Annotated in this window: 20 protein-coding genes; 9 read left to right on the forward strand and 11 right to left on the reverse strand. The window is 74.7% G+C overall.

Annotation, left to right across the window (positions count from 1 at the left end):
• Positions 1 to 26: 26 nt before the first annotated feature.
• The gene (locus ACIBBF_RS14500; protein WP_397414354.1) at positions 27 to 1,067 is read left to right on the forward strand and encodes a TOMM precursor leader peptide-binding protein; all 1,041 of its coding nucleotides are present in this window, start codon (positions 27 to 29) and stop codon (positions 1,065 to 1,067) included.
• A 4-nt stretch (positions 1,068 to 1,071) separates the two neighbouring features.
• On the opposite strand, the gene ACIBBF_RS14505 is transcribed toward ACIBBF_RS14500, so the two are convergent.
• Together ACIBBF_RS14505 and ACIBBF_RS14510 are read right to left on the reverse strand one after the other, a co-directional pair.
• Positions 1,072 to 1,434 carry a WhiB family transcriptional regulator gene (locus ACIBBF_RS14505; protein WP_397414356.1) on the reverse strand — a complete coding sequence of 121 codons (363 nt, stop codon included), beginning with the start codon at positions 1,432 to 1,434 and terminating at the stop codon, positions 1,072 to 1,074.
• Between the two features lie 516 nt (positions 1,435 to 1,950).
• Entirely contained in the window at positions 1,951 to 4,017 is a 2,067-nt protein-coding gene (locus tag ACIBBF_RS14510; protein ID WP_397414358.1) for an ATP-dependent helicase, read from the reverse strand.
• A 52-nt stretch (positions 4,018 to 4,069) separates the two neighbouring features.
• On the opposite strand from ACIBBF_RS14510, the gene ACIBBF_RS14515 reads away from it, so the two are divergent.
• On the forward strand, positions 4,070 to 4,339 hold the full coding sequence (locus ACIBBF_RS14515; protein ID WP_397414360.1) for a mycoredoxin: 270 nt from the start codon (positions 4,070 to 4,072) through the stop codon (positions 4,337 to 4,339).
• 4 nt (positions 4,340 to 4,343) lie between these two features.
• Here ACIBBF_RS14515 and ACIBBF_RS14520 read toward each other — a convergent pair whose 3' ends face one another.
• Positions 4,344 to 5,564 (reverse strand): helix-turn-helix domain-containing protein, encoded by a 1,221-nt coding sequence (locus tag ACIBBF_RS14520; RefSeq protein ID WP_397414362.1) that lies wholly within the window; start codon positions 5,562 to 5,564, stop codon positions 4,344 to 4,346.
• Positions 5,565 to 5,766: 202 nt separating this feature from the next.
• Between ACIBBF_RS14520 and ACIBBF_RS14525 the strand changes: the two genes are divergently transcribed.
• The gene (locus ACIBBF_RS14525; RefSeq protein WP_397414364.1) at positions 5,767 to 6,972 is read left to right on the forward strand and encodes an HAD family hydrolase; all 1,206 of its coding nucleotides are present in this window, start codon (positions 5,767 to 5,769) and stop codon (positions 6,970 to 6,972) included.
• Positions 6,973 to 7,160: 188 nt separating this feature from the next.
• Here ACIBBF_RS14525 and ACIBBF_RS14530 read toward each other — a convergent pair whose 3' ends face one another.
• The 3 genes from ACIBBF_RS14530 to ACIBBF_RS14540 form a co-directional block, all read right to left on the reverse strand.
• Positions 7,161 to 8,078, reverse strand: a complete 918-nt coding sequence (locus ACIBBF_RS14530) for a macrolide 2'-phosphotransferase (protein ID WP_397414366.1) — start codon at positions 8,076 to 8,078, stop codon at positions 7,161 to 7,163.
• Between the two features lie 115 nt (positions 8,079 to 8,193).
• Positions 8,194 to 9,093, reverse strand: a complete 900-nt coding sequence (locus ACIBBF_RS14535) for an HAAS signaling domain-containing protein (RefSeq protein ID WP_397414369.1) — start codon at positions 9,091 to 9,093, stop codon at positions 8,194 to 8,196.
• Positions 9,090 to 9,422 carry a PadR family transcriptional regulator gene (locus tag ACIBBF_RS14540; RefSeq protein ID WP_397414372.1) on the reverse strand — a complete coding sequence of 111 codons (333 nt, stop codon included), beginning with the start codon at positions 9,420 to 9,422 and terminating at the stop codon, positions 9,090 to 9,092. Before ACIBBF_RS14540 ends, ACIBBF_RS14535 begins: the two co-directional genes overlap by 4 nt.
• A 121-nt stretch (positions 9,423 to 9,543) precedes the next feature.
• Between ACIBBF_RS14540 and nudC the strand changes: the two genes are divergently transcribed.
• The gene (gene nudC, locus ACIBBF_RS14545) at positions 9,544 to 10,443 is read left to right on the forward strand and encodes an NAD(+) diphosphatase (RefSeq protein WP_397414374.1); all 900 of its coding nucleotides are present in this window, start codon (positions 9,544 to 9,546) and stop codon (positions 10,441 to 10,443) included.
• Between the two features lie 24 nt (positions 10,444 to 10,467).
• Here nudC and ACIBBF_RS14550 read toward each other — a convergent pair whose 3' ends face one another.
• The 3 genes from ACIBBF_RS14550 to ACIBBF_RS14560 all read right to left on the reverse strand — a co-directional run bounded on the left by ACIBBF_RS14550 (position 10,468) and on the right by ACIBBF_RS14560 (position 18,417).
• Positions 10,468 to 13,953 carry a UvrD-helicase domain-containing protein gene (locus ACIBBF_RS14550; protein WP_397414416.1) on the reverse strand — a complete coding sequence of 1,162 codons (3,486 nt, stop codon included), beginning with the start codon at positions 13,951 to 13,953 and terminating at the stop codon, positions 10,468 to 10,470.
• The gene (locus ACIBBF_RS14555; protein WP_397414376.1) at positions 13,914 to 17,330 is read right to left on the reverse strand and encodes a PD-(D/E)XK nuclease family protein; all 3,417 of its coding nucleotides are present in this window, start codon (positions 17,328 to 17,330) and stop codon (positions 13,914 to 13,916) included. Before ACIBBF_RS14555 ends, ACIBBF_RS14550 begins: the two co-directional genes overlap by 40 nt.
• 100 nt (positions 17,331 to 17,430) lie before the next feature.
• The gene (locus ACIBBF_RS14560) at positions 17,431 to 18,417 is read right to left on the reverse strand and encodes a DUF3152 domain-containing protein (protein ID WP_397414378.1); all 987 of its coding nucleotides are present in this window, start codon (positions 18,415 to 18,417) and stop codon (positions 17,431 to 17,433) included.
• A 215-nt stretch (positions 18,418 to 18,632) separates the two neighbouring features.
• On the opposite strand from ACIBBF_RS14560, the gene ACIBBF_RS14565 reads away from it, so the two are divergent.
• The 3 genes from ACIBBF_RS14565 to ACIBBF_RS14575 all read left to right on the forward strand — a co-directional run bounded on the left by ACIBBF_RS14565 (position 18,633) and on the right by ACIBBF_RS14575 (position 21,265).
• The gene (locus tag ACIBBF_RS14565) at positions 18,633 to 18,854 is read left to right on the forward strand and encodes a DUF3107 domain-containing protein (protein WP_397414380.1); all 222 of its coding nucleotides are present in this window, start codon (positions 18,633 to 18,635) and stop codon (positions 18,852 to 18,854) included.
• A gap of 315 nt (positions 18,855 to 19,169) precedes the next feature.
• Positions 19,170 to 20,837 carry a DEAD/DEAH box helicase gene (locus tag ACIBBF_RS14570; RefSeq protein WP_397414382.1) on the forward strand — a complete coding sequence of 556 codons (1,668 nt, stop codon included), beginning with the start codon at positions 19,170 to 19,172 and terminating at the stop codon, positions 20,835 to 20,837.
• Positions 20,838 to 20,968: 131 nt separating this feature from the next.
• The gene (locus tag ACIBBF_RS14575) at positions 20,969 to 21,265 is read left to right on the forward strand and encodes a DUF1905 domain-containing protein (protein ID WP_397414385.1); all 297 of its coding nucleotides are present in this window, start codon (positions 20,969 to 20,971) and stop codon (positions 21,263 to 21,265) included.
• Between the two features lie 71 nt (positions 21,266 to 21,336).
• On the opposite strand, the gene ACIBBF_RS14580 is transcribed toward ACIBBF_RS14575, so the two are convergent.
• Positions 21,337 to 21,972: a MarC family protein gene (locus ACIBBF_RS14580; RefSeq protein WP_397414388.1), complete on the reverse strand. Its 636-nt coding sequence runs from the start codon at positions 21,970 to 21,972 to the stop codon at positions 21,337 to 21,339.
• Positions 21,969 to 22,817 carry a PHP domain-containing protein gene (locus ACIBBF_RS14585; protein WP_397414391.1) on the reverse strand — a complete coding sequence of 283 codons (849 nt, stop codon included), beginning with the start codon at positions 22,815 to 22,817 and terminating at the stop codon, positions 21,969 to 21,971. The genes ACIBBF_RS14580 and ACIBBF_RS14585 overlap by 4 nt, the downstream gene beginning before the upstream one ends.
• Positions 22,818 to 22,992: 175 nt before the next feature.
• Between ACIBBF_RS14585 and ACIBBF_RS14590 the strand changes: the two genes are divergently transcribed.
• Positions 22,993 to 23,829 (forward strand): alpha/beta fold hydrolase, encoded by an 837-nt coding sequence (locus ACIBBF_RS14590; protein ID WP_397414393.1) that lies wholly within the window; start codon positions 22,993 to 22,995, stop codon positions 23,827 to 23,829.
• 12 nt (positions 23,830 to 23,841) lie between these two features.
• Positions 23,842 to 25,380 (forward strand): aminopeptidase P family protein, encoded by a 1,539-nt coding sequence (locus ACIBBF_RS14595; protein WP_397414395.1) that lies wholly within the window; start codon positions 23,842 to 23,844, stop codon positions 25,378 to 25,380.
• Positions 25,381 to 25,735 lie beyond the last annotated feature (355 nt).

Here is a 25,735-nt window from a genome sequence, read left to right on the forward strand (position 1 = left end):
TTCCGCCGTCGGGCATGGTTGTCGGCATGAACCGCGCTCCCCTGCTCCGGCTGCGGCCCGGCACGCCCGTGCTCAGCCGTGGCGGCGGGCAGGTCCAGTGCGGTTCCGACCCGCGCTGGTCGTTCGTCCTGTCGGGGCTCACCCCGGCCGAGGAGACGTGGCTCGGCGAGGTCGCCGAGCGGCGGCACGTCACGCTCGAGCAGGCGGCCGCGCGCTGCGGTGTGCCGGTCGAGCGGCGGGACGAGATCATGTCCGTCCTGGTCCGCGCGGGCGTGCTGGTCCCCGTCGCGGGGACGGTGGGCGCGGTGACGGCGCCCGCCGACGGTGCGGCGGACGCGACGGTGCTCGGCATGCTGCGGCCGGACGGCGCGGGCCTGGCCACGCTGGCGGACCGGGCCCGGCGGACGGTCGGCCTGATGGGCCTGGGCCGGCTGGGCACCAGCGTGGCGCAGCACCTCGCGACGGCGGGGACAGGCCGCCTGGTGCTGCACGACCCGCTGCCGGTGCAGGTCACCGACCTCGGGCTGGGCGGGCTGCGGCCGGCCGACGTCGGCCAGGTCCGGCACGACGCCGTCCGCTCGCTCCTGGCCCGGCGCTCCCCGCGCACCCGGGCACACGTGGACGACGGCGGGCTCGACCTCACGGAGCTGGACCTCGTGGTGGTGGTCGAGCCGCACGCCGCGCACCCGGCGCGCTACCAGCGGCTGCTGGGTCTCGGGGTGCCGCACCTGCCCGTGGTGGTGCGGGAGGCCGACGTCGTGGTCGGTCCGCTCGTCCGGCCGGGCCGGTCGGCGTGCGTGACGTGCGTGGACCTCGCACGCGCCGACGCCGACCGGGAGTGGCCGGCGCTGGCCGCCCAGCTCCGTGAGACCACGGAGCCGACGCACGAGGCCACGCTCGCTGCCCTGGCAGCGGCGACGGCCGCCGGCCAGGTGCTCGCCCAGCTGGACGGGCACCGGCCGGCGGCCGTCGGTGCGTGCCTGGAGATCTCTCTCCCGGCAGGACTACCCCGAGCTCACCAGGTGGACCCGCACCCGCGCTGCGGGTGCGTGGTCCTTCCCTCCTGAAGGATCAGGCGGCGACGTTCTCCGACTTGCGGGGCCGGCCACGGCCACGCTTGCGGGCCACGACGACGCCGTCGACGAAGACCTCGCCGCCCCAGACGCCCCAGGGCTCGTTCCGCTCGAGGGCGCCGGCGAGGCAGCCCTCGATGAGGGGGCAGGTGCGGCAGAGGGCCTTGGCCTGCTCCACCTGCGCGCTGTGCTCGGCGAACCACAGCTCCGGGTCGTTGGTACGGCACGGCAGCAGTGTGTCCATGAGCCGGTTGAACTCCGCCGAGTCCGAACCGGTCCCGCTCGTGGCGGGGTGTTGAGGCGGGTCCCAGGGGCCCGAGCCGCCCTGGGGAAGAGTGTCGAGGAGCGCAGTGAGGCGCACGGTTGTCTCCTGTGTCCTGTGTGATGAACGTCGTCGGTGAACGTCGGGTGGTACAGGACCCCGGGCTAGGTCTTTGCCGGTCCGGCCGCTGGTGGGCCGGTCTCCGGGCAAAAATTAAGGCCGCGGGTCCTAGATGGACTCCGCGGCCTGGAACTCTTCGGTCGTCTAGACCGGCGAGTCTCCTGGAGATGCGGAGTCGGGTGCGAGAGCGGACGGCTTGACGCCTCCGCGGTGAGTGCGCGCGCGGAAGGGCAGAGCTGCGCCGTTAGCCGGGACGGGCTCGCTACCGAGCACATACCCGCACACGTGCAGATCCGTCTGCGGAATCATGTTCATCTCCAAGACACCCACCTCCTCACTCGAATCCGGGCCAGACCTCTCGGTCTCGCCCACTGCTGTCAGGGACATCTGAACACTATGCCGGGCCGCCGTGGCGGGCCAACTCTTTTTCGAACTTTTCTCGAGAAGTTTTTCGCGGGTCGCCGGACGCACCACGAAAGACCCCTCAGACTACCGTCAGGAACCCGTCGCACCGGCCACGATCGCAAGGATCGCGGCGCCGTACCGGTCGATCTTCGCCGGACCGATGCCGTTCACGCGAGCGAGTTCGGCTGTGCCCGAAGGTCGGATCTCGGCGATGGCCGCCAGCGTGGCGTCCGTCAGCACGGTGTAGGCGGGCTTGTCGGTCTCGCGTGCCACCTCCAGCCGCCAGTCGCGCAGGGCGTCGAAGAGCGCGGTGTCGTGCTCACCGGTCAGCAGCGCGCGGGGCTGGGTCCTGGCCGTGGCACGGGCACGCGCCGCGCGCGGCTCGTCCGGCCACAGTCCGTCGAGGAACCGCGTGCGCTTCCGCGTGGGGCGCCCACCCGGGTTCCGCGAGCGGGCGAAGGAGACCTCGAGGTGCTCGCGGGCCCGCGTGATGCCCACGTACAGCAGACGGCGCTCCTCGTGGACGGCGGCGTCGGTCTCCGCGAGCGAGATGGGCATGAGGCCCTCGCTCATGCCCGCGAGGAAGACCGCGTCCCACTCCAGGCCCTTGGCCGCGTGCAGCGAGGCGAGGGTGACGCCCTCGACCGTGGGCGCGTGCTGGGCGGAGGCTCGCTCGTCGAGCTCGGCCACGAGGCCGGCGACCGTCGCGGGGTTCTCGGGGGTCGCGGCGGCGGCCAGGTCGTCCGCGAGCGCGACGAGCGCCTGCATGGCGTCCCAGCGCTCACGGGCGGCGCCGCGCGCGGCAGGGGCCTGGTCGGCCCACCCGGCGGTCGCCAGGATGTCGCGCACCTGGTCCGGCATGGGCAGCTCCGGGTCGGCGGCCCGCGCCGCGCCGCGCAGCAGCACGATCGCGTCGCGCACCTCCTTGCGCTGGAAGAACCGCTCGCCGCCGCGCACCAGATACCCCACGCCGGCGTCGGCGAACGCGGCCTCGAAGGCCTCCGACTGGGCGTTGGTGCGGTACAGCACGGCGATCTCGCTGGGACGCACACGGCCCGACCCGATGAGCCGCGCGGCGCGCGCGGCGATGCCCTTGGCCTCGGCCTCGTCGTCGTCGTAGGCGTGGAAGGTGACCGGCGGGCCGGGCTTGCGCTGTGCGACGAGCTCCAGCGCCTGGTGCGCGCCGCCCGCGCGGCCGGCGCGCTGGAGAACGGAGTTGGCCAGGTGCACCACCTGGGGCGTGGAGCGGTAGTCACGGACCAGGCGGATCTCCTGGGCCTGCGGGTAGGTGCGCCGGAAGTCCAGCAGGTGGCGCGGGGTGGCACCCGTGAAGGAGTAGATGGTCTGCGACGGGTCGCCGACCACGCACAGCTCCGTGCGCCCGCCGAGCCACTGGTCGAGCACGAACTGCTGGAGCGGCGAGACGTCCTGGTACTCGTCCACGACGAAGTGCCGGTACTGCGAGCGGACCTCGTCGGCCACGACCTTGTGGCTGTTCAGCATGTCGCCGAGCATGAGGAGCACGTCCTCGAAGTCGATGACACCGCGTTCCGTCTTGACGTCCTCGTATGCGGTGATCAGGCGGGACACCGTCTGCGCGTCGTAGCCGGACGGCGCCTCGCGGCCGGACGCCCGGGCAGCCTTCTCGTAGTCGTCGGCCAGCACGAGCGAGACCTTGGCCCACTCGACCTCGCTGCTCAGGTCGCGCACGGCCACCCGGTCCACGGAGAGGCCGAGCCGGCGTGCCGCCTCCGCGACGAGCTGCGCCTTGTACTCCTGCAGGCGCGGGGGCGCGCCGCCCACGACGCGCGGCCAGAAGTAGCTGAGCTGGCGCAGGGCCGCGGCGTGGAACGTGCGGGCCTGCACGCCCTGGACGCCGAGCTCGCGCAGGCGCGTGCGCATCTCCCCCGCGGCGCGCGCCGTGAAGGTCACGGCCAGCACGCCCGTCGGCTTGTAGGCGCCGATGCGGACGCCGTACGCGATGCGGTGCGTGATGGCGCGCGTCTTGCCGGTGCCCGCACCGGCAAGCACGACGACCGGGCCGTTGAGCGCGAGCGCCACCTCGCGCTGCTCGGGGTCGAGGGCGGTGAGGATCGCGTCGGGGCTCAGCGGTCCCGGATGATTCGGGGTACCGGCGGAGTTGGTCTGGGTGAGCATCGTCTGCGATTCTCGCAGCAACCACTGACATGCCCACCGGCAAGGAGGACCGATGTCCGAGCTGACCGCGCAGGTTCCCGAGAGCGGCACCGTGCTGATGTACTCCACCACCTGGTGCGGGTACTGCCGCCGGCTGCGCACGCAGCTCGACTCGGCGGGCATCGGCTACACCGTCGTGGACATCGAGGAGCACCCCGAGGCGGCCGCCTTCGTGGAGCAGGTCAACGGCGGCAACCAGACCGTCCCGACGGTGGTGTACCCCGACGGTTCGGCCGCGACGAACCCGTCGCTGGTCGACGTGAAGCAGGCCCTGGCCGCCTGAGCCGCTAGCGGTCCGCGTCCCGGCCGAGCCACGCCGAGAACCGCGCGAGGGGCTCGTTGGCGCGCCGGTGCGACCGCACGAGCGTCCGTGTCACCTCCCGCGTGGTGGGGTGGCGGCGTGTCTGCTGCGGGGCGAGCCGCCGCGCCTTCTCCAGGCTCGCGAGCGCGCTGTCGGTCCGTCCCTGCCAGAGCTGCGCCCGGGCGACGTCCATGTGGTGGTGCCCGACCCGGATCGGCAGCCGGCGCAGCACGTCGCCGGAGAAGTGCACCTCGTCCGCGAGCTTGAGCGCCCGCGGGCCGTCCCCCGACTCGACGGCGGTCGCCACCGCATGGATCGCCACGTTGGTGCGCCCGAAGGCGAGGTTGCGCCAGTCGTTGTCGGTGTCCGGCCCGGTGTGCGCCGCGGCCTGCTCCGCCTCGGCGACGTGCGCCGCGGCCTCGTCCGCCCGGTTGGCCCGGGCAGCGAGGATGGCCGACCGCAGGTGGAGGGACCCCACCGCGCGCAGCGCCGCCGGGTCCTCGCGCCGTCCGGGGTCGACGTCGTCGAGCGCCTGCCCGAGGATGCGCAGGCCGACGTCGTACTCGCCCAGGCGCATCAGGGACGTGGTGCGCACCCAGCTCGCGAACGCCTGCGCCACCGGGTCGCCCCAGTCCGCCGCGATCCCGGCGATGCGGTCCTCGACGATGGTGGAGAGGTCCTCGTAGCCGGACTGGTAGGTGACGGCGTGGGTGGCGTAGAACATGCCGAGCAACGCCTCGCACAGCAGGTCGCGCCGTTCCCCCTCGCTGTCCTGCAGTGCGGCGAACGTCTCGGTCAGCAGGGCCGGCAGGCGGTGCGCGACCTCGGAGTTGCGGTCGAGCTGGTAGAGGGTGGCGATCCGGGCGGCGTCGTCCACGAGCGCGGCCGGGTCGCGCGGGGTCACGCCCAGGTCCGTCGGCAGGTCCCAGTACGCCAGCGCGCGGCGCAGGTCGGGCATCGCGGAGTGGATGCGGTCGGGGTCCGGCCCCTCGCGGTCGTAGGGCTGGCCGGTGAGGGTCGTGACATCGACGTGGAGCGCCCGGGCGAGCGCGGCGACCACCGGCTGCGAGGCGATCCGGGAGCCCTGCTCCAGCTTGCGCAGCAGCGACACGCTCACCCCGGCGTCGTGCGCCAGGGCGACCTGGGTGATGCCGCGCGCCTTGCGCTGCTGCGCGATCCGGGGGCCGATCGAGTCGTAGTCGGTCATCGCATCGTCCCTTGCTAGCCGGACAGCGGGCGAAATCACACCATACGGCCAGGTCGGGCGCGTCCGACAGGGCCATACCGCCCTCAGAAAATATGTGACACAAACTGTGTCAACTCGGGCATTCGTCGATCGTCACGCTGGTGCGTGGCGCACGGCAGCCGTCGTGCCACGAGGTGGACCACAGGGCGAAGGGTCGAGGGGCATGGGAACTGAGCGCGACACGAGGACGGTCCCGGCACCGGGCCGGGACGACGTCCGCGTCCTGCCGCACCTGGTGGCGCTCGACGTCGACGGGACCCTGGTCGGCCCGGACGACAGGATCCCGGCCGAGACGGTGGCCGCGCTGGAGCTGGTCCGCGCGAGCGGGCACCACGTGGTGCTCGCGACCGGCAGGTCGCTCGTGGGCATGCTGTCCGTCGCGCGCCGGCTCGGGCTGGCCCGCGGGTGGGCGGTCTGCTCGAACGGCGCGCTGACCGTCCGGCTGGACCCGGCGACGCCGTCGGGCTACGACGTGGTCGAGGTGCGCACGTTCGCCACCGGGCCCGTGATCGGCCGGGCGGTCGCGCTCGCCCCGGACGTCTTCGTCGCCGTCGAGGAGGTCGGCCGCGGCTGGCGGGTCAACCGCCGGTTCGCCCCGGGAGCGCTGAACGGGCCGCAGAGCCTGAGCCCCGGCAGCCAACTCCGCGTCGAGCACGGCGCGCGGGTGGTGCTCCACGCCGACCGGATCGCCGACCACGTCACGCACCTGCGCGAGGCCGGCGTGACCGTGACGCCCGCGGGCGCCGACTGGGTCGACGTGACCGCGCACGGCACCGACAAGGCGTTCGGCCTGGGCCGGGTGCGCGACGCCCTCGGTGTGCCCGCCGAGCGCACCGTGGCGGTCGGCGACGGGGTCAACGACCTGCCCATGCTCGTCTGGGCGGCGCGCGGCGTGGCGATGGGCCACGCGCCCGGCAGCCTCCACGCCGTGGCCGACGAGATCACCGGCACCGTCGAGGAGCAGGGCGTCGTCCCCGTGCTGCACTCGCTCGTCCCGGCAGCGGCACGCCGGCCGGGGCTGTCGCCGCTGGCGGCACAGCTCGCCGCGGCCGTCCGTACCGTCGCGGAAGACGTCCCGCCGGGCAGCGGGCCGGACCCGGCCGCCGTCGTGCGCGTGTGGCACGGCGCGAGCCCGGACCTCGCCGGCTGCGAGGTGCACGCGCGCCCGGCCGACGAGCCGGTCCGGCGGGTGCCGGTCCCGGCGGGCCGCGCGTCCACGATGCGCGACGTCGAACGGGCGGCCCGCGAGGCGGGCCTCTCCTACCCCCGCGGGGACACCGGACGGCGGCGGGCGTACTGGCGCGGCGTCCTGCCGGGCGGTGCCGCCGGGGGCCCGGCGGCGTTCGAGCTGCCGCTGAGGCCGTGCTGACGCTGTGCCGACCCCGTGCTGACCCCGGTGCTGACGGCTGCTGACGGCTCGCGCCGACCACGACCCGGCCTGCGCGAGCCGGCCAACCACGACCCGGCCTGCGCGACCCGGCCGACCACGACCCGGCCGGCCGGACCGGTACCCGGCGCTTCCCCGCGCTCCTCCGGGTACCCGTCCGGTCGCGCCGTTCAGCCCTGGTCGAGGGTCGCCTCGTCCAGGTCCTCCAGCATCGAGGTCGCGTCCTCGACCACCTCGGGCAGCCGGTGCCGCACGCCGTGCAGGAGCCAGCGCGCGAGCGCGAGCTCGCCCACGAGCATCGCCCGCTCCGCGAGCCGGGGGTCGCTCAGCTCCGTACGGCGCAGCTGGTACGCCTCCATGATCGAGTCGACCGCTTCGATCGGCGCAGCCGCGATGAGCCAGGCCAGGTCGTCCGCGGGGTCCGCGACACGCGCCTCCGACCAGCCCGACACGGCCACGACCCGCTGCCGGTCCACGAGGAGCTGGTCCGGTGCGAGGTCGCCGTGCGACACGACCGGCCGGAACTTCCAGAGGGACACGTCCTCCAGCGCCGTCTCCCAGCGCCGTAGCAGCGTGGGCGGGACACGGCCCGTCCGTGCCGCCTCGTCGACCTCGGTCAGCCGCCGTTCCCGGTACTCGGAGGCGGTGTAGCTGGGCAGCCCGCACGTCTCCACGACCGACGTCGGCAGCTCGTGGATCGCGGCGATGGCCCGGCCCAGGTCCGCGGCAAGCCCCGGGCCCGGCTCCAGCGACTCGACGTCGAGGGTGCTGCCGATGATCCGCCGGTGCACCACCGCCCGGCCGCCCTCCGGCAGGAGCGCGTAGCCCGCGACCTGCGGCACGACGAACGGCAGGACCCCGGTGTCGATGTACAGCCGGAGCGCGTCGAGCAGCTCGATCTCCGCCTCCAGCGCTGCGCCGGCCACGGTGGTGCGCGGTGCGCGCACCACCCATTCCTGGTCGTCCTGACCGGTGACGACCGCGACGTCGTAGTCGCCCGTGAGGTCTCCGACACGCACCGACCGGGCGTCGAGGCCGGGCACGGCGGCGGTCGAGAGGGCGGCGAGGGCGAGGGGCGTGCGGGACACGTGCACACCGTATTGCAGTGCCCGCGGTGCCAGGGACCAGGTCGGGGGCGTGTCCCCGGGCTGCGCGGCGGATCCGGTCCGGATCCGCCGCGGATCCGGACCGGGTCCGGTGCGGCTACCCGCGAGCCGAGGGGCGCGCAGCGGAGTGCGCGAGGACATGGCTCAGGCCGAGAGCGAGGAACAGGCCACCGCCCCACCACACACCCAGGAAGAGGAGGCCCGGGCTCAGGGTGGCCCAGACCATCGCCACCACACCGAGCGCGGCCAGCACGGCGCCGGCCCAGACCTTGCCGAGGGCGATCAGCACGCCGAGGGCCAGCATCGCGACCAGCGCCAGCACGGTCCACACATCGGTGTCGAAGCTCCCGGCGACGACACCGCCCAGGGTGAGGAGCGCCGGCAGACCCGCGAGGGCGCCGCCGACGACGCGCCAGCCGACGGCAGGCCGGCCCGTGCGCGCGAGGACCGGAACGACGAGGGCCGCCCACGCGAGCATCGCAGTGGGGACGAAGACCGTCTGGGCGGTACCGGTCAGCACCGTCAGCACGAGGGCGACCACGGCGGTGACCACGGTGCGCGCACGCGCGGGGACGGCGACGGGGACCGCGGCGACCACCGCCGGGAGCAGGTTCCACAGCACGATCCCGAAGCCGTGCTCGTCGTACCGGGCGTCGAGGCCCGGGAGGGAGTCGTCGGGCCACAGGAACGACACGAACATCCCCGTGAACGCCGCCGTCCCCACCGCCGTCCACTGCAGCACGCGGCGGATCCGGTCGGCCCGGCCGTCGTCGTGACCCAGCTCGGCCCGCACGCGCGCGGTGAACGTCGCCGGGTCGCCGAGGCTCTCCACCGCCTGCTCGGGAGACCTGCCGGCGTCCGCGGCGTCCGCGAAGTGGGCGCGGACGTCGTCGAGCACGGCACCGCGCTGCTCCGGGGTGAGCGCGCGCAGGCGTCTGCCCACGTCACGCAGGTAGGCGCCTTCGGTGTTCGCGTTCATCATGGTCCTCTCCGTCATCGTGATCCCTCCAGAAGTGCGTCGACCTGCGCGCCGAGCGACGCCCAGACGCGGGCGAAGGTGGCGAGCTGTTCGGTGCCGTGCTCGGTGATGGCGTAGTAGCGGCGGGGCCGGCCGGTGCCGGACGCGTCCCATCGGGGCTCGACGAGCCCGTTCTCCCGCATGCGGGCGAGCAGCGGGTACAGGCTGCCCTCGCTCGCGATGAGCTCACGTCCGGTGAGGTCGTCGGCCAGCTCGAGGCCGTACTTCTCGCCGTGGGAGAGCAGCGCGAGCACGCAGTACTCGAGCACTCCCTTGCGGAGGTTCGTGGCGATGCGCTCCTCGGTCATGGGCCCACAGTAACCTTGCATAGCAAGACTTGCAATACAAGACTTGCTAGACAAGGTTCGTGGCGGCTCCGTATCGCGTGATGCCCGGCGGGTCACCCCGCCGGGCGGCTACCGTCGTGCAGTGCTCCCTCTCGATCTCCCCTTCCTCCGCGCCGCCCACGACCGCGCCGCCCACCGGCGCGCGGAACCCCGGCTCGTCGACGACCTCCGCAAGGAGCCGGCCACCCGGGTGCTGGTGCTGCGCGGCGACCGGGTGGCCACGACCGGGTCGCGGGTCGCGCTGTTCCCGTCGGCCGACGTCGCGCACCTCACCGCGCACATCCACCTGTTCCTCGGGGAGGCCGACGGCGTCGCCTACCTCGCGGCCGTCCTGGCCGAGCCCGGGACGGACCCGGAGCCGGAGCTCGACGTCGACTGGGCCGGGATGCGCACGCTCGACGTGCCCGACCTGGAACAGGGGCTGGCGGTCGAGGCGTTCGCCCTCGCCCGGTGGCACGCCTCGCACACCCACTGCCCGCTGTGCGGCACGCCCACCGACGTGGCGCAGGCCGGCTGGGTGCGGGTCTGCCCGGCCGACGGGTCGCACCACTTCCCGCGCACCGACCCCGCGGTGATCATGGCGATCACCGACGCCGACGACCGGCTCCTCCTCGCGCGCGGACCCGAGTGGGGCACGGACCGCCGGTCGGTGCTGGCCGGGTTCGTGGAGCCGGGCGAGAGCCTGGAGCAGGCGGTGGTCCGCGAGACCGCGGAGGAGGTCGGCGTCGTCGTGGACCCCGGGTCGATCGAGTACCGCGGCAGCCAGCCCTGGCCGTTCCCCGCGTCGCTGATGCTGGGGTTCCGCGCCCGCGCGACCACCACCGAGCTGGTCCGGCAGGAGGACGAGATCGCCGAGGCCGACTGGTTCACGCGCGCCGAGCTCACCGCGGCGCTCGCCGAGGGCCGGCTGAGCCCGCACGGCCGCAACTCGATCGGCCGTGCCCTCATCGAGGAGTGGCTCGGCGGCCCGATGGGCGGCTGACACCCCCGTGGGCGACGACGCGCGTCAGGCGCCCCGGATCAGCGCCTCCAGCTCGGCCTCGTCGAGCAGCCGGTCCGGACGGACGGTCGCGTCCGACCCCACGTAGTAGAACGCGGCGCTCACCTGGTCCAGCGGCAGCCCGGTCCAGCGGGACCACGCCAGCCGGTAGACGGCGAGCTGCACCTCGCGGGCCGCCCGCGCCGCGGCGTCGAGCGGTTCGCGGCCGGTCTTCCAGTCCACGACGACCACGGCGTCGGGCCCAGCGGCCGGGTCCCGGAAGACGGCGTCCATGCGGCAGCGCAGCATGACGCCGGCCACCGGGGTCTCGACGTCGACCTCGACCGCCACCGGCGTGCGGGCCGCCCACTCCGACCCCAGGAACGTGTCGCGCAGCTTGTCGAGGTCGGTGTCGTCGGGCAGGTCGTCGTCCTCGGCGCTCGGCAGGTCGTCGACGTCGAGCAGGGTCGCGGACGTGAAGAACTGCTCCACCCACTCGTGGAACCGGGTGCCCCGGCGGGCGTGCACCGTGGGCTGCACCGGCACCGGGCGGCGGAGCTGCAGCGCGAACGCGTCGCGGTCCGCGGCGAGCCGGACCAGCCCCGAGGCCGACACGTGCGCGGGGAACGCGACCTCCCGGTCCGCGTGGCGGTCGCGCTCGGCGAGCAGCATGCGGGTGAGGTCGACCAGGTCGTGGCCGGCGGCGTCCGCCAGGGTGCCACGCGGTGCGGTGAGCGCGTCGGGCGGCAGCCCTGCGGCGGCGAGCGCCACCAGGCGGTCCTCCGCCGCATCGTCCACGAGCGCCGCCGTGGCCCGCAGCACGTCGCGGGCCGTCGGCTGCGCCGGAGCGGCGCCGGCGTGCTCCGGGGCCGGCCAGAGCGCAGTGATCTCCTCCGCGTTGCGCGGGTTCTCGGCGTCCGGCTCCGGCATGGGTGCCCACAGGTCGGCAGCGACCTGGCCCGCGTCGACCAGCTCGGCGAGGAACGGGGAGAGGCCGCGCGGCCGACTCGCCGTACCCCACCACGAGGCCGTGAGGAAGAGCTCGCGCCGGGCGCGGGTGAACGCGACGTACGCCAGCCGGCGTTCCTCCGCGATCCGGTGCTCGCCGCACTCAGCCTTGAACTCGTCACGCAACGCGACCAGGTCCTTGGTGTCGGACACGTGCTCCCAGTCGAAGCGCGGCAGGTCGTCGGCGTCGCCGCGCAGGTGGTAGGGCAGCTCCCCGAGGTCGGACAGCCAGCCCGACGACGTCTCCCCGGACCGGGCGCCCCGGTCCCACGTGGGGAAGGCGCCGTCGGCGAGGCCCGCCACGGCGACCGAGTCCCACTCCAGGCCCTTGGCGGCGTGCGCGGTGATCACCTGGACCGCGTCCGGGTCCGGCTCGTGGACCGGCATGTCCAGGCCGCGCTCGCGCTCCCCGGCAACGCCGAGCCACGCGAGGAAGGCGCCGAGCGTCGCGGTGTCCGAGGACTGCGCGAACGACGCGGCGACGTCCCGGAACGCGTCGAGGTGCTCCCGGCCGCGGTCGCTCACCGCTCCCCCGACCCCGGCGCCCGCGAGCGCGAGGGCCGTGGCCGCCTCGACGTCGAGGCCCAGCGCACGTTCGGCCTGGACCACCAGCTCGGGCAGCGACAGGTAGGTGAGGCCACGGAGGTCGCGCAGCAGCCGGGCCAGGGCCGTCAGGCGTCGGTGGGCATCGGCGGACAGCACCCGGCCGTCGCGGGCGGGCGTGCCCTCCGGCGGCAGGTCGTCGAGCGCGTCGACGATCGAGCGATGGTCGGTGACGTCACCCTCGACCACGCGGGGGTCCTCGTCCAGGGCGTCGGTGGCTGCCTCTGCGGGTGTCCCGGCGCTGGTCGCGGTGGCTGTCCCGGCGGTCGCGGCCGGCGGGACGTCTTCCGGCCTGGTCTCCGCGGCCGCCCGGCGCGGGTCGTCCAGGCGGGCCAGGTCGGCCGCCCAGGAGCCCAGGGCATGCAGGTCGGCGGCGCCGAGGTTCAGGCGCGGACCCGTGAGCAGACGCAGCAGCGAGTCACCGCGGGACGGGTCGTGCGCGGCCTGGAGCAGCGCGACGACGTCGACCACCTCGGGCGTGGACAGCAGGCCGCCCAGGCCCACGACCTCCACCGGGAGGCCGCGCCGGCGCAGGGCCACCTCCAGGGCGGGGAACTGGGCCCGTGCCCGGCACAGGACCGCCGCCGTCGAGCGCCCGTCCGGGTGCGCACCGGAGCGCCAGCGTGCGGCGACCCACTCGGCGACCGCGTCGGCCTCCTCCTCGAGCGTGGCGGCCACGTGCGCGGAGACCACGCCGTCGCCCGCACCGGGACGAAGGTCCAGCGGCGGCACCTCGACGTTCCCACCCGCGCCCGTGCGCGAGCGCAGCGGGCCGGACACGACGTTCGCCGCGGCGAGCACCGCGGCGTCGTTCCGCCACGACGTCGAGAGGTAGTGCACGGCGGCGGGTGCGCCGTCGCGGTGCCGGAAACGGTCGGGGAAGCGGGACAGGCCCGCGGCCGAGGCACCGCGCCACCCGTAGATGGACTGGTGCGGGTCGCCGACGGCGGTCACGGGGTGTCCGCCGCCGAACAGCCCGGACAGCAGCTCGACCTGCGCGTAGGAGGTGTCCTGGTACTCGTCGAGCAGCACCACCTCGAACCGGGCCCGCTCCGCGGCGCCCACGAGGGGCACGTCCCGGGCGAGCTCGGCGGCGAACGCGACCTGGTCGCCGAAGTCGAGGGCCTCGGCGATGCGCTTGCGACGCCGGTACTCGACCACGAGGTCCACGAACCGGGCCCGCTCCGCGACCGACGCGATGAGCTTGTCGACGTCCTTGGTGCGCTTCTTCTGCCGCGGGCCGAGCGGGACGGACTCGAGGTGCTCGGCCATCTCGGTGAGCCGGTCGCGCGCGTCGGCCGGGTCCACGAGGTGCTCGCCCAGGGCGCCGGACAGCGCCACGACCGCCGCCGTGACCGTGCTGACGGCCTTGTCGGTGCCGAGGTCCTCGTCCCAGGACTCGACGACCTGGGAGGCGAGCTGCCACTGCTCCGCCTGGCCCAGCAGGCGGGCGCTGGGCTCGACACCGAGGCGGAGGCCGTGGTCGGCCACGAGGGACGCGGCGTAGGCGTTGTAGGTGGCGACGGTGGGCCGGTCGAGGTCCAGGCCGGCGAGGGCTTCGCCCGACTCCTCGCCCAGCGCGCGGTTGAGCTGCGCCAGCCGGGTCTGCACCCGCTGGGTGAGCTCGCCCGCGGCCTTGCGCGTGAACGTCAGGCCGAGCACCTGCTCGGGCTGGACCAGCCTGTTGGCGATGAGCCAGACCACGCGCGCGGCCATGGTCTCGGTCTTGCCCGACCCGGCACCCGCGACGACCAGCGCGGGATCCAGCGGCGACTCGATGACACGGACCTGCTCGTCGGTGGGCTCGTGGCGGCCGAGCAGGCGTGCGATGGCACGCGCCGACAGCCGGATCTCAGGCTCGCTCACTCGACCACGTTCCGTCCCTCGGGCTGCAGCGGGCAGGAGCGTCGCACCACGCACACCTCGCACAGGTCGTTGTTCCGTGCCGCGAACCGCGCGGCGGCCATGGTGTCGGCGGCGCCCTCGACGGTGTCCCGCGCCCAGCTGCCGCCGTCCTCGTCCGGCGCCAGGGCCGGCTGGTTCCGGACGCTCGCCGAGACCGTCTCGGTCCCCACGTAGACGAGGCTCGCGCCCTTGCTGACCGTGCCCTCCGGCAGGTCGAGCGCACCCTCCTCGACCGCGAGCTGGTACGCGCCGAGCTGCGGGTTCTCCGCTGCCTTGTCCTTGCTGGCCGCGGTCTTGCCGGTCTTCAGGTCGGCCACCGTGACGGCGCCGTCGCCCGCATCCTCGACGCGGTCCACCTGACCACGCAGGCGCGCGCGGCCCACCCGCAGGTCGAAGTCCGCCTCGACCAGGAGCGGCTCGCCGGCGTCGGCGAGGTAGTCCGCCAGGCGCTCCACCATGCGCTCGGCCCGCTTGCGGAGCTGGAGCGACGGCCAGCCGTCGGGCAGGGCGAGCTCCGGCCAGCGCCGCTCCAGCTCCTTGCGCAGATCTGTGAGCGACCCCTTCGGGTGGCTCTGGGCGATCGAGTGCAGCAGGGTGCCGAGGGTCTGGTGGGTGGCGTCCGGCCGGGTACCGCCCGCCGCCTCGAACGCCCAGCGCAGGGCGCACGTGGTCACCGTCTCGACCTTCGACGGCGACACCGTCACCGTGTCCCGCTCGCCCCACAACGGCACCTCGCTCGACACCCCGGCCACGCCGTACCAGGTGCTCGGGTCGGCCTCCGCGACGCCCGCCGCGGCGAGGTCCGCGAGGAGCGCCGCAGCGGGGTGCTCGATGGCGGTGCGCCCGACGCGTGCCTGCTCGGGCTCGGCTGGCTCGGGCTCGGGCTCGGGCTCGACTGGCTCGGATGCGGACTCGGCAGGCGACGTCGCCGCGGCGGCAGGCGTGGCGCGTGCCGCCCGTCCCCCGGCCGACCGCACCAGCTCCGAGCGAGCCGCGGCCACCACACCGCGCAGGTCCAGCGGCGGCCCGACCGGTACCCGGCGCGGGTCGGGTCCGTCGCCGCCGTCGTTCCGCGGCGCGACGAGGTCGCAGAAGACGCTGGGTGCCTCCTCCGTGTCCTCCACGGCCGTGACCAGGAGCCGGCGCCGAGCCCGGGACACCGCCACCGCGAAGGCGCGCAGCTCGTCGGTCAGCACCTGCCGCCGGGCCTCCGACCCGACCACCCGGCCGTCCTGCGACCGGCCGGCGACGAGCTCGACCAGGGCCTGCGAGCCGAGGAGGGAGTCCCGCAGGCGCAGGTCCGGCCACACGCCGTCCTGCACACCGGCCACGACCACCACGTCCCACTCACGGCCGGCTGCGCCGGCGGGCGTGAGCGCCTCCACGGCACCCGCTCCCTGGGCCGAGGCCGCCAGCGAGTCCGCCGGAAGGTCCTGGGACGCCAGGTAGTCGACGAACGCGGCGACCGGCGCGCCCGGCATGCGGTCCACGAACGTCTCGGCGGCGCGGAAGAGCGCGAGCACGGCGTCGAGGTCACGGTCGGCCCGCAGTCCCGCCGGCCCGCCCGCGAGCGCCGCGGCACTCCACCGCTCGGCCAGCCCGGACGCGGCCCAGACAGCCCACAGCACCGTCTGCGCGGTGGCGCCGGCCTCGGCGGCGGCCTCGCGGCCGGCCGCCAGCACGCGGGCGACGGCGAGCGGCCCGCGCCGAACCTGCGCGGGCAGCAGCGCGGCCCGGGCCGGGTCCGCGAGCACCTCGACGAGCAGCGCGTCCGACGTCCGCCCGCCGCCCGCCGACAGCTCCTCGGCCCGCAGCGCGCGGCGCAGCCGGCGCAGTGCCACCGCGTCCAGCCCGCCGAGCGGTGAGACCAGCAGCAGCGCGGCCGTCTCCGGGTCGAGCACCTCGTGGGCGGAGCCGTCGAGCTCTTCGGCGATCAGCGCCTCCAGGCTCCCCCGGGGTGCACCGGCGCAGGTCCGCACGGCCGCCAGGAGCGGTGCCACGGCGGGCTCGTCCCGCAGCGGGAGGTCCGACCCGAGAAGCGCGACCGGCACCGACGCCGACACGAGCTCCCGCCGGAGCGCCCCCAGTCGCGTGCCGCTACGGGCGATCACCGCCATCCGGTCCCAGGGGGTGCCGCGCAGCAGGTGCTCGGCCCGCAGCTCGCGCGCGATCCAGGCGGCCTCCTGGGCCGCACCCGCGAGCACGGCCACCTGGACGGGATCAACGGCGCCGGTTGCGTTCTCGTTCTCGGCCTTCGTCTCGCTCTCGGTCTCGGGGCGGCCGCCGGCCCGCCGGTGGAGCGCGCTCGCGGAGACGGGGATCCGGTCGGTCACGGCGCGGGTCACCGCGCGCAGCCCGGCGTCCTGCCGCCAGACCGTGCCGAGCACCGCCGTCTCGGCGTCGAACGCGCCGAAGGCCCGCCCGGGGCCGGCGGGGGCGGCGGCGCGGCCGGTGAGCCCGGGTGCGGCGCCACGGAAGGTCTGGACCGCCGCGTCAGGGTCGGACAGCAGCACGAGACGGGCGCCGTCGTCGCTCAGCACCCGCAGGAGCCGGACCGTCGCGGCCGTGGCCTCCTGGTAGTCGTCCACCACGACGAGGTCCCACGCGGGGCGGGCCACCCCCGGCACGTCCTCCGCCCAGGAGCGCAGGGCCTGCGCGGCCTCGTCGATCACGACCGCCGGGTCGTAGCGCGGCCCCGCGTCGGGCGTCGCGAGCCGCAGCGCCATCGTGTCGAGGTACTCCTCGTAGAGCTGCGCGGCCATGACCCACTCGGGGCGTTCGTTCGCCCGGCCCATCTCGTCGAGCTCGACCGGGCCGAGACCGCGCTCGGCCGCGCGCATGAGCAGGTCGCGCAGCTCCTGGCGCAGGCCCCGCAGGCCGAGCGACTCCTCCGGCAGGCCGGCCGGGAGCGAGAGCGGCCGGCCCTCGCCCGCCACGTGCCCCGCGAGCAGCTCGGCGAGCACCAGGTCCTGCTCAGGACCCGACACCAGCGTGGGGGCGGGCAGCTCCAGCGCCGCTGCCCGCTTGTGGAGCACGGCGAACGCCGCCGACGACGCCGTGCGGACCATCGGCGCACCGACCGTGCGCCCGGCCCGTGCCGCCACCTCGTCGCGCAGCCGGGCAGCGGCGCGCCGCGACGCCGCGAGGACCAGCACCCGCTCCGGGCTCGTGCCACCGGCGAGGGCACGCACGGCGACCTCGCAGGCGATCGTGGTCTTGCCCGAGCCGGGCGCCCCCAGCACCAACGTCGCGCGGTGGGCGAGCGCGGTCTCGACGGCGGCCGACTGGCTCTCGTCGAGGCGCACGGGACCGGCGCCGCCGGGAACGGTCCCGGGCGGCGCCAGACGAGGTGCGAGGGTGGGGGTCGGTGTCACGCGGACGATCGAACCACGACCCACTGACACTCCCCGCGCCCCCGCGCGGACACGTCAGGAATGCCCGATTCGTTCCGCACGTGGGCTCGTGCCCGGCGGCTCAGCGCGCGTCCGGGGCGGGCCACGGCTCGGGAACGCAGCCGCTGGTCGTCGTGGTCTGCTGCACCATCACGGTCGCGTGCTCCCCCTCGCCCGCGCAGAGATCATGGTGGTAGCCGATCACGTGCCCGACCTCGTGGTTCACGAGGTACTGCCGGTAGCGGACGACGCTCCCCCAGGCCTTCGACCCCGTGGCCCAGCGCTTGAAGTTGAGCACGGCCGTCTCCTCGATGCCGCAGGAGAGCTCGCCGATCGTGTCCAGCGGGAGGCACAGCTCGTCGGTGGTGCCCGGGCTCGCGAGCACCACGCGCACGTCGTACCGGTCGGAGTCGGTCCGGGCGAAGGCCGAGCCGTCCGCGCCGTTCCAGCCGCGCGGGTCGTTCAGGGTGGCCAGCACCGCCTCGGCGAAGACCTCACGGTCCACCGGCAGGCCCCGCTCCACGGCGACCTGGACGCGCCAGACCTTGCCCTTGCTCCTGCCCTCGGCGGGCGCGGGGCGGGACCCGCGCGCCACGACCAGCCGGCCCGAGAGCTTCTCCTCGACGACGGTCCGCGTACCGACCAGCCCGGAGCCGGGGTCCGGCGCCGGGGACCGGTCGGCGGTCGGGCTCGGGACTGGACCGGGCGACGGCGGCGCCTGCTTGCCCGGCCCCGGAGCGGACGTCGCGGCCCGTGGCGACGCGACGGTGCCGGAGGGCGTGGGCGAGCTCGCCACCTCGGCGGGGTCCGGGGTCGGGAGCCGCGCCGGTGCCGCCTGTGCCGCCGGCGCAGGGGGCGAGACGCGGTCGCCCGACCGGGCCGCCTCGTAGGCGTCCCGGACCACGTCGGCCGCACCGTCGCCGAGGCTGTCCTCGACCGCACCGGCGACGGCGGCGGCGGAGGCGTCCGGCTCCGTGGACATCGTGACCACCACGCCCGCGCCGAGCCCGAGCGCGAGGCACAGGCCGAGCGTCACCATCGCGCGGCGGGGGGAGGTCGGACCGCTCACGCCGACCATGGTGCCACGCACCGGGCCGCCCGCCCATGGCTTCGTCCACAGGTCTCGCCCGTGAGGTCTCGCCCGCGAGGTCTCCCGCGCGCACAGGGCCGATCGGCTCACGGCGAAACCGCGGGCCGACGGCCGCCCGCCGTGACTAGGATCGTGTGGCCGGGTCCCCGGACCCCCGGGCACACGGCGCAATCCCCGACCGAACTGGAGTAAACGTGGACGTCACCATCGGTGTGCAGAACCTCCCGCGCGAGGTCACGGTCGAGACGGAGGAGACCGCCGACGCCGTCGCGACCGCGGTCAAGAAGGCCCTGTCCGGTGGCCCGCTCGAGCTCACCGACTCCCGCGGCCGCCGCGTGATCATCCCCGGCAGCGCCATCGGCTACGTCGAGATCGGCTCCGAGGAGCAGCGCAAGGTCGGCTTCGGCGCGGTCTGACCCGTCGGCACGTGGCGGATTGCGCCCGAATGCGCCGTCCGCCACGTGGCGTTCGTTACTAACCGGGTCCCTGGACGCGTTTCGCTAACCACGCGGAAACATCGTGCGCGTACCATGATTGGCGTACATCGGTTGCCCGGTCGTCACGTTCCGACCCCCGAGCCTGTGCTCCGGCCTCACCCGAGGCCGCCCCGACAGGACGCGCAGCCGGGGCCCTGGGCCCTGGCGCGCGATGATTTCCACGATCGGCTGCCGCACGAAGGCGCGATCGCCGGGCCATGAGGGCCCACCGCGCCGCGAGAGATGAAGGCGCCAGTGACTACCACAGACACCCCGGCCGCGAACGCGGCCACCGTGACCCCCGAGCCGACCATCGGCTCGGGTCCCGACTACTCCAGCCCGTCCGCCATCCAGGCGCAGAACGTGACGTTCGCGGACTTCGGCGTCCGCCCCGAGATCGTCGAGGCGCTCAAGGACTCGGGCATCACCCACCCCTTCCCCATCCAGGCCATGACGCTGCCCGTCGCCATGAGCGGGCACGACATCATCGGCCAGGCCAAGACCGGAACCGGCAAGACGCTCGGCTTCGGCGTACCGCTGCTGCACCGCGTCGTCGCCCCCGGCGAGGAGGGCTACGACCAGCTCGTGGCCCCCGGCAAGCCGCAGGCCGTCGTCGTGGTTCCCACCCGTGAGCTCGCCGTGCAGGTCGCGAACGACCTGGGCACGGCGTCCGCCCGGCGCAACGTGCGCATCGTGCAGGTCTACGGCGGCCGCGCCTACGAGCCGCAGATCGAGGCGCTGAAGTCCGGCGTCGACGTCGTGGTGGGCACCCCGGGCCGCATGATCGACCTGCTCAACCAGGGCCACCTCACGCTGCTGCGGGCCGCGACCGTCGTGCTCGACGAGGCCGACGAGATGCTCGACCTGGGCTTCCTGCCCGACGTCGAGAAGATCCTCGCCCGCACCCCCGCGCAGCGGCACACCATGCTGTTCAGCGCCACCATGCCGGGCGCCGTCGTCTCGATGGCCCGCCGCTACATGAAGCAGCCCACGCACATCCGCGCCGCCGAGCCGGACGACGAGGGTGCGACCGTCAAGAACATCAAGCAGGTCGTGTACCGGGCGCACGCCCTGGACAAGGTCGAGGTGCTGGCCCGCCTGCTGCAGGCCGAGGGCCGCGGCCGCACCATCGTGTTCGCGCGCACCAAGCGCACCGCCGCGAAGGTCGCGGAGGAGCTGCAGAGCCGTGGGTTCGCGGCCGGCGCCATCCACGGCGACCTCGGCCAGGGCGCCCGCGAGCAGGCCCTGCGCGCCTTCCGCAACAGCAAGATCGACGTGCTCGTCGCCACCGACGTCGCCGCCCGCGGCATCGACGTCGAGGACGTCACGCACGTGGTCAACTACCAGTGCCCCGAGGACGAGCGCACCTACCTGCACCGCGTCGGCCGCACCGGCCGCGCAGGCAACACCGGCACCGCGGTCACCTTCGTGGACTGGGACGACGTGCCGCGCTGGTCGCTCATCGACAAGGCGCTCGAGGTCGGCTTCCCGGAGCCGGTCGAGACCTACTCCACGTCGCCGCACCTGTACTCCGACCTCAGCATCCCCGAGGGCACCAAGGGCCGGCTGCCGCGTTCCGCGCAGCACCTGGCCGGGCTCGACGCCGAGGAGCTGGAGGATCTCGGCGAGACCGGGAAGCGCAACGGCGGGTCCCGCTCCGGCGGGCGTTCAGGTGGCGGACGCTCCGGAGGGCACCGTTCCGGCGGCCGGCAGGGCGGCGCGTCGCGCTCGTCCTCCCGGTCCGACGGCGGCGCCGCGTCGGACGGCGGAGCCCAGCCCGGCGGTGCTCCCGCCGGGCACGGCGGCGAGCACGCGGGTGACGGCGGGGGCGACGGCGGCCAGCGTCGGCGTCGGACCCGGACGCGCCGCCGCACCCGCGGTGGCCGGCCGGCCACCGACGGCGGCCAGGCGACCACCGACTGAGCCACCGGCCGGCTGAGGCCGGTCACCTGAGACCGGCCGGCCGAGCCCAGCGCGCACGAGAGCCGGGTGCCCACGTCGCCGACGTGGGGACCCGGCTCTCGTGCTCCCCGCTCGTCTGCCACACTCGGGGCGTGCAGATCGAGTTCACCGCACCCCTGTGGCAGTGGCAGGCCAGGACCGACGCCTGGTGGTTCGTGACCGTGCCGCCCGAGCAGTCCGACGAGCTGGCCGACCTGCCCCTGCCGCCGCGCGGGTTCGGCTCCATCCGGGTGCGCGTCACCGTCGGGAGCACCACGTGGACCACGTCGGTCTTCCCCAGCGACCGCGACGGCGGCTACGTGCTGCCGATGAAGAAGAAGGTGCGGCAGGCCGAGAGCCTCACGCCCTCCGAGCCGGTCCCGGTCTTCCTGGAGACCCTGGACGTCTGACCCGGACCGGGCGCGCGGTCAGCCCCGTGCCGTCAGACGGCGCCGTCAGACGGTGCCGTCGGACCGTGCCGTCAGACCGTGCGGACGAACTCGATGACGCCGTTGGCGATCATCTGCGTGGCGATCGCGGCGAGCAGCACGCCCGCGATGCGGGTCACCAGCGTGACGCCGGAGTCCTTGAGCACCCGGTGCACCACGCCCGCGAACCGCATCGCCGCCCACGTGCAGATGCACACCGCGACGATGCCGATACCGATCGACGCGTAGTGCCCGATCCGCGACTCGCCCGCGTGCACACCCTGCTGCACGAAGACCATGGTGGCCACGATCGTGCCCGGCCCGGCCAGCAGCGGCGTGGCGAGCGGCACGAGGGCCACGTTCCGGGCGGGACCGCCCGGCTCGGACTCGCCGGCGTCCATCTTGCCCATCAGCAGCTCCAGGGCGACCAGGAGCAGGAGCAGACCGCCCGATGCCTGGAGCGCCGCCAGCGAGATCCCCATGTGCTCCAGGAGAAGCTGCCCGAACAGCGCGAACACCACGATCACGCCGAACGCGACGAGGATCGCGGTACGCGCCGCGCGGCGCCGGTCGTGCGCCGTCATCCGCGACGTCAGCGCCAGGAACACGGGCACCGTGCCCGGCGGGTCCATGATGACGAACAGCGTCACGAACACCTCGGTGAACAGCGCGACGTCGAACCAGCTCACCGCAGCACCTCGAGTGCTCCCTGCTCGACGATCGCGTCGAGCACGTCGGGCGCCGTCGTGTTCTCCCCGATGCGGTTCTGCTTGCCCGCGCCGTGGAAGTCGCTCGACCCCGTGACCAGCAGCCCCAGGGACTCGGCGACGTCACGCAGGCGCCGCCGCGTGTCCGGGGTGTGGTCGCGGTGGTCCACCTCCAGCCCCGCGAGACCCGCCGCGGCCAGCTCCTCGATCGTGGAGTCGGGCACGACGCGGCCCCGGGCGTCGGCCCCCGGGTGGGCGAAGACCGGCACGCCGCCGGCGGCCCGGACCGCGCGGACGGCGGCCACGGCGTCGGGCGCGTAGTGGCCCACGTAGTACCGGGTGCCGGGCCGCAGGATGGTCGCGAACGCCTCGTCGCGGTCGCGGACCGCACCGGCCGCCACCAGGGCGTCCGCGATGTGCGGGCGTCCGAGCGTGGTGCCGGGCTGCGTCTGGGCCAGCAGGTCCTCCCAGGTGATCGGGTAGTCCTCGCCGAGCAGGTCCACCATGCGGCGGGCACGCGACTCGCGGTCGTCCCGGGTGCGCTCGGTCTCGGCCAGCAGGTCGGGGTGCGTGGGGTCGTGCAGGTAGGCCAGCAGGTGCACGCCCGTGCCCCAGCCCCGGGTGGCGGCGATCGCGGAGATCTCGGCGCCCCGGACCAGCCCGACGCCGACGCGGCCCGCCGCCTCGGCGGCCTCCGCCCAGCCGGCCGTGGTGTCGTGGTCCGTGATGGCGAGCGTCGTGATGCCGGCCTGCGCGGCGACCTCGACCAGGCGCGCTGGCGAGTCGGTGCCGTCGGACGCCGTGGAGTGCGTGTGGAGGTCGATCACTCCACCAGGGTAGAGATGCCCCGGCCTCCTGAGCGCCCCGAGCGGCGTGAGGTGCGGCACCCCCGGGCCGTACCGCACGCCGCTCGGGGCGCGCCGTCAAGCCCACACAGCACGTTCACGGGCTGTTCCGCCGTCGTACGCCGGGCGCCCGCGAGCGCCGGTCATCATCGAAGGGATGAACAGCAGCATCCAGAACCCGCAGCCTGCCCCCACGAGCGTCGTCTTCGTGCACGGCATGCGCAGCTCCGGCGCGATCTGGGAGAGCCAGGTCGAGCACCTGCAGGAGGCCGGTCACCAGGCCGTCGCCGTCGACCTGCCCGCGCACGGCACGCGCCGGCACGACCGGTTCACCCTGGCCGGCGCCTTCGAGGCGCTGGACGACGCCGTCGAGTCGCTCCCGGGTCCCGTCGCCGTGGTGGGGCTGTCGCTCGGCGGCTACACGTCGCTCGCCTGGGCTGCCCGCCCGCACACCACCGACCGCCTGGTGGGCGTGCTCGCCGCCGGCTGCACCTCCGACCCGCGGGGCAAGCCCGTGCGGCTCTACCGGGACGTCGCGAAGACCGTGGCCGGCGCCGCCTACCTCGGCCGTCGGCTGACCGGTCGCGTGGTGCACCCGAGCGTGCACCGGGCGCGGCTGTCGGTGCCCACGTTCCGCCTGCCGTTCCGCGCACCCCGCAGCGCCCCGGGCGGCGCCGATCTGCGCCAGGTCGAGATCGCGCCCCGCCAGACCGCCGAGATGTACCGCCCCACCTGGGACGTCGTCACCGACTCACTGACCCACCTCGCCGGGCTCTCCTCGGTCGCCAACGTGCGGGCCGCGCGGGTGCCTGTCTGGTTCGTCAACGGCGCGCGCGACGCCATGCGCATCGGCGAGCAGCGTCACCTCGCCGCGGCCCGCGACGGCGCGCTCGTCGTCATCCCCGGCGCGGGGCACGACGTCAACACCGAGGCTCCGGCGGCGTTCAACCGGGTGCTCACCCGGGCACTGTCCGACTTCGCGCGGGGTGCGTGAAACACTGGGCGTATGAGCGAGCCCACCACCACGTCGCAGACCGACGAGCAGGGAACCGCCGACCGCGGGTCCAACCGTTCGCACCGTCCCGCCTCGACCGCGTTCAAGAACTTCGTGATGTCGCAGTGGGCCCCGCGTGCCGAGCTCGGCCTCACGCCGTCGGCCGCCGAGGCCTACACCGGCGCGCGCCGCGCCGCTCTCTCGGAGCGGCTGCCGGGCGTCCGCCTGGTGATCCCCGCGGGTTCGCTCAAGACCCGCTCCAACGACACCGACTACCGGTTCCGCCCGCACTCGGCGTTCGCGCACCTCACGGGCCTGGGCACCGACCAGGAGCCGGACGCCGTCCTGGTGCTCCACCCGGTCGAGGACGGCGCGGGGGACGACGGGTCCGGCCACCACGCCGTGCTGTACGTGCGCCCGCTCGCGCCCCGCGACAACGAGGAGTTCTACGCCGACGCCCGCTACGGCGAGTTCTGGGTCGGGGCCCGGCCCTCCCTGGCCGACGTCGAGGCGCTGACGGGCATCGAGGCCCGGCACATCGACGAGCTGGGCGACGCGCTGGCCAAGGACGTCGGCGACGGCGGCGTGCGGCTGCTCGTCGTGACCGGCGCGGACGACGCCGTCGAGGCGCTCGTCGAGGAGCTGCGCCTGGAGGCGGGGGAGGACGAGGACGCCCTGACCGACGAGGCCCTCGTGGAGGCCACCTCCGAGCTGCGCCTGATCAAGGACGAGTACGAGATCGCGCAGATGCGCGAGGCCGTCGCGCGCACCATCGAGGGGTTCGAGGCCGTGGTCCGCGCCCTGCCGCGCGCGGTGGCGCACCGGCGCGGGGAGCGCGTGGTCGAGACCACCTTCGACGGGCACGCCCGCCTGGAGGGGAACGCGGTGGGCTACGAGACCATCGCGGCCTCGGGCGAGCACGCCACCACGCTGCACTGGATCCGGAACGACGGCGAGGTCCGCTCGGGTGACGTGCTGCTGCTCGACGGCGGCGTCGAGGTGGACTCGCTGTACACCGCCGACATCACGCGCTCCCTGCCGGTCGACGGCGAGTACACCGAGGTGCAGCGGAAGATCTACCAGGCCGTGCTGGACGCGGCCGACGCCGCGTTCGCCGTCGCGAAGCCGGGCACGAAGTTCCGCGACGTGCACGCGGCGGCGATGGAGGTCATCGCGGCCCGCCTGGAGGAGTGGGGCTTCCTGCCCGACGGCGTCACCGCCGCCGACGCCCTGGGCGACGACGGCCAGCAGCACCGCCGCTGGATGGTGCACGGCACCTCGCACCACCTGGGCCTCGACGTGCACGACTGCGCGCAGGCACGCCGCGAGCTGTACCTCGACGGCGTGCTGGAGCCGGGCATGGTGTTCACCATCGAGCCGGGCCTGTACTTCAAGGCCGACGACCTGGCCGTGCCCGAGGAGTTCCGCGGCATCGGCGTGCGCATCGAGGACGACGTGCTGATCACCGCCGACGGCAACGAGAACCTCTCGGCGGCGCTCCCCCGCGACCCTGATGCGGTCGAGGCTTGGATGGCGTCGCTGCGCGGCTGATCTGGGGTGGCTGGCCTGGGGTGGCTGATCTGGGATGCCTGATCTGGCGTGCCGGACTTGGCGCGGCTGACCTGGGGTGCCAGACCTGGCGTGCCAGACCTGGCACGGCTGATCTGGCGTGCCTGACCTGGCGTGCCAGACCCGGCGTGCCAGACCCGGCGTGCCAGACCTGGCGTGCCCCAGTCAGCTGCGCCCCATCTGGCGCGGCTGACTTGGCACGGCTGACTTGGCACGGCTGACTTGGCACGGCTGACTTGGCACGGCTGACTTGGCACGGCTGACTTGGCACGGCTGACTTGGCACGGCTGACTTGGCACGGCTGACTTGGCACGGCTGACTTGGCACGGCTGACTTG

This window comes from Promicromonospora sp. NPDC050880, from assembly GCF_044456525.1.
In the GTDB taxonomy this organism is placed as follows: domain Bacteria; phylum Actinomycetota; class Actinomycetes; order Actinomycetales; family Cellulomonadaceae; genus Promicromonospora.

What these genes read in the sequence shown, in the direction of transcription:
- ACIBBF_RS14500 (WP_397414354.1), top strand. Translation starts at nt 27, where the DNA reads ATGAACCGCGCTCCCCTGCTCCGGCTGCGGCCCGGCACGCCCGTGCTC.
- ACIBBF_RS14510 (WP_397414358.1), bottom strand. Translation starts at nt 4,017, where the DNA reads ATGCTCACCCAGACCAACTCCGCCGGTACCCCGAATCATCCGGGACCG.
- ACIBBF_RS14515 (WP_397414360.1), top strand. Translation starts at nt 4,070, where the DNA reads ATGTCCGAGCTGACCGCGCAGGTTCCCGAGAGCGGCACCGTGCTGATG.
- ACIBBF_RS14520 (WP_397414362.1), bottom strand. Translation starts at nt 5,564, where the DNA reads ATGACCGACTACGACTCGATCGGCCCCCGGATCGCGCAGCAGCGCAAG.
- ACIBBF_RS14525 (WP_397414364.1), top strand. Translation starts at nt 5,767, where the DNA reads ATGGGAACTGAGCGCGACACGAGGACGGTCCCGGCACCGGGCCGGGAC.
- ACIBBF_RS14535 (WP_397414369.1), bottom strand. Translation starts at nt 9,093, where the DNA reads ATGACGGAGAGGACCATGATGAACGCGAACACCGAAGGCGCCTACCTG.
- ACIBBF_RS14540 (WP_397414372.1), bottom strand. Translation starts at nt 9,422, where the DNA reads ATGACCGAGGAGCGCATCGCCACGAACCTCCGCAAGGGAGTGCTCGAG.
- ACIBBF_RS14590 (WP_397414393.1), top strand. Translation starts at nt 22,993, where the DNA reads ATGAACAGCAGCATCCAGAACCCGCAGCCTGCCCCCACGAGCGTCGTC.
- ACIBBF_RS14595 (WP_397414395.1), top strand. Translation starts at nt 23,842, where the DNA reads ATGAGCGAGCCCACCACCACGTCGCAGACCGACGAGCAGGGAACCGCC.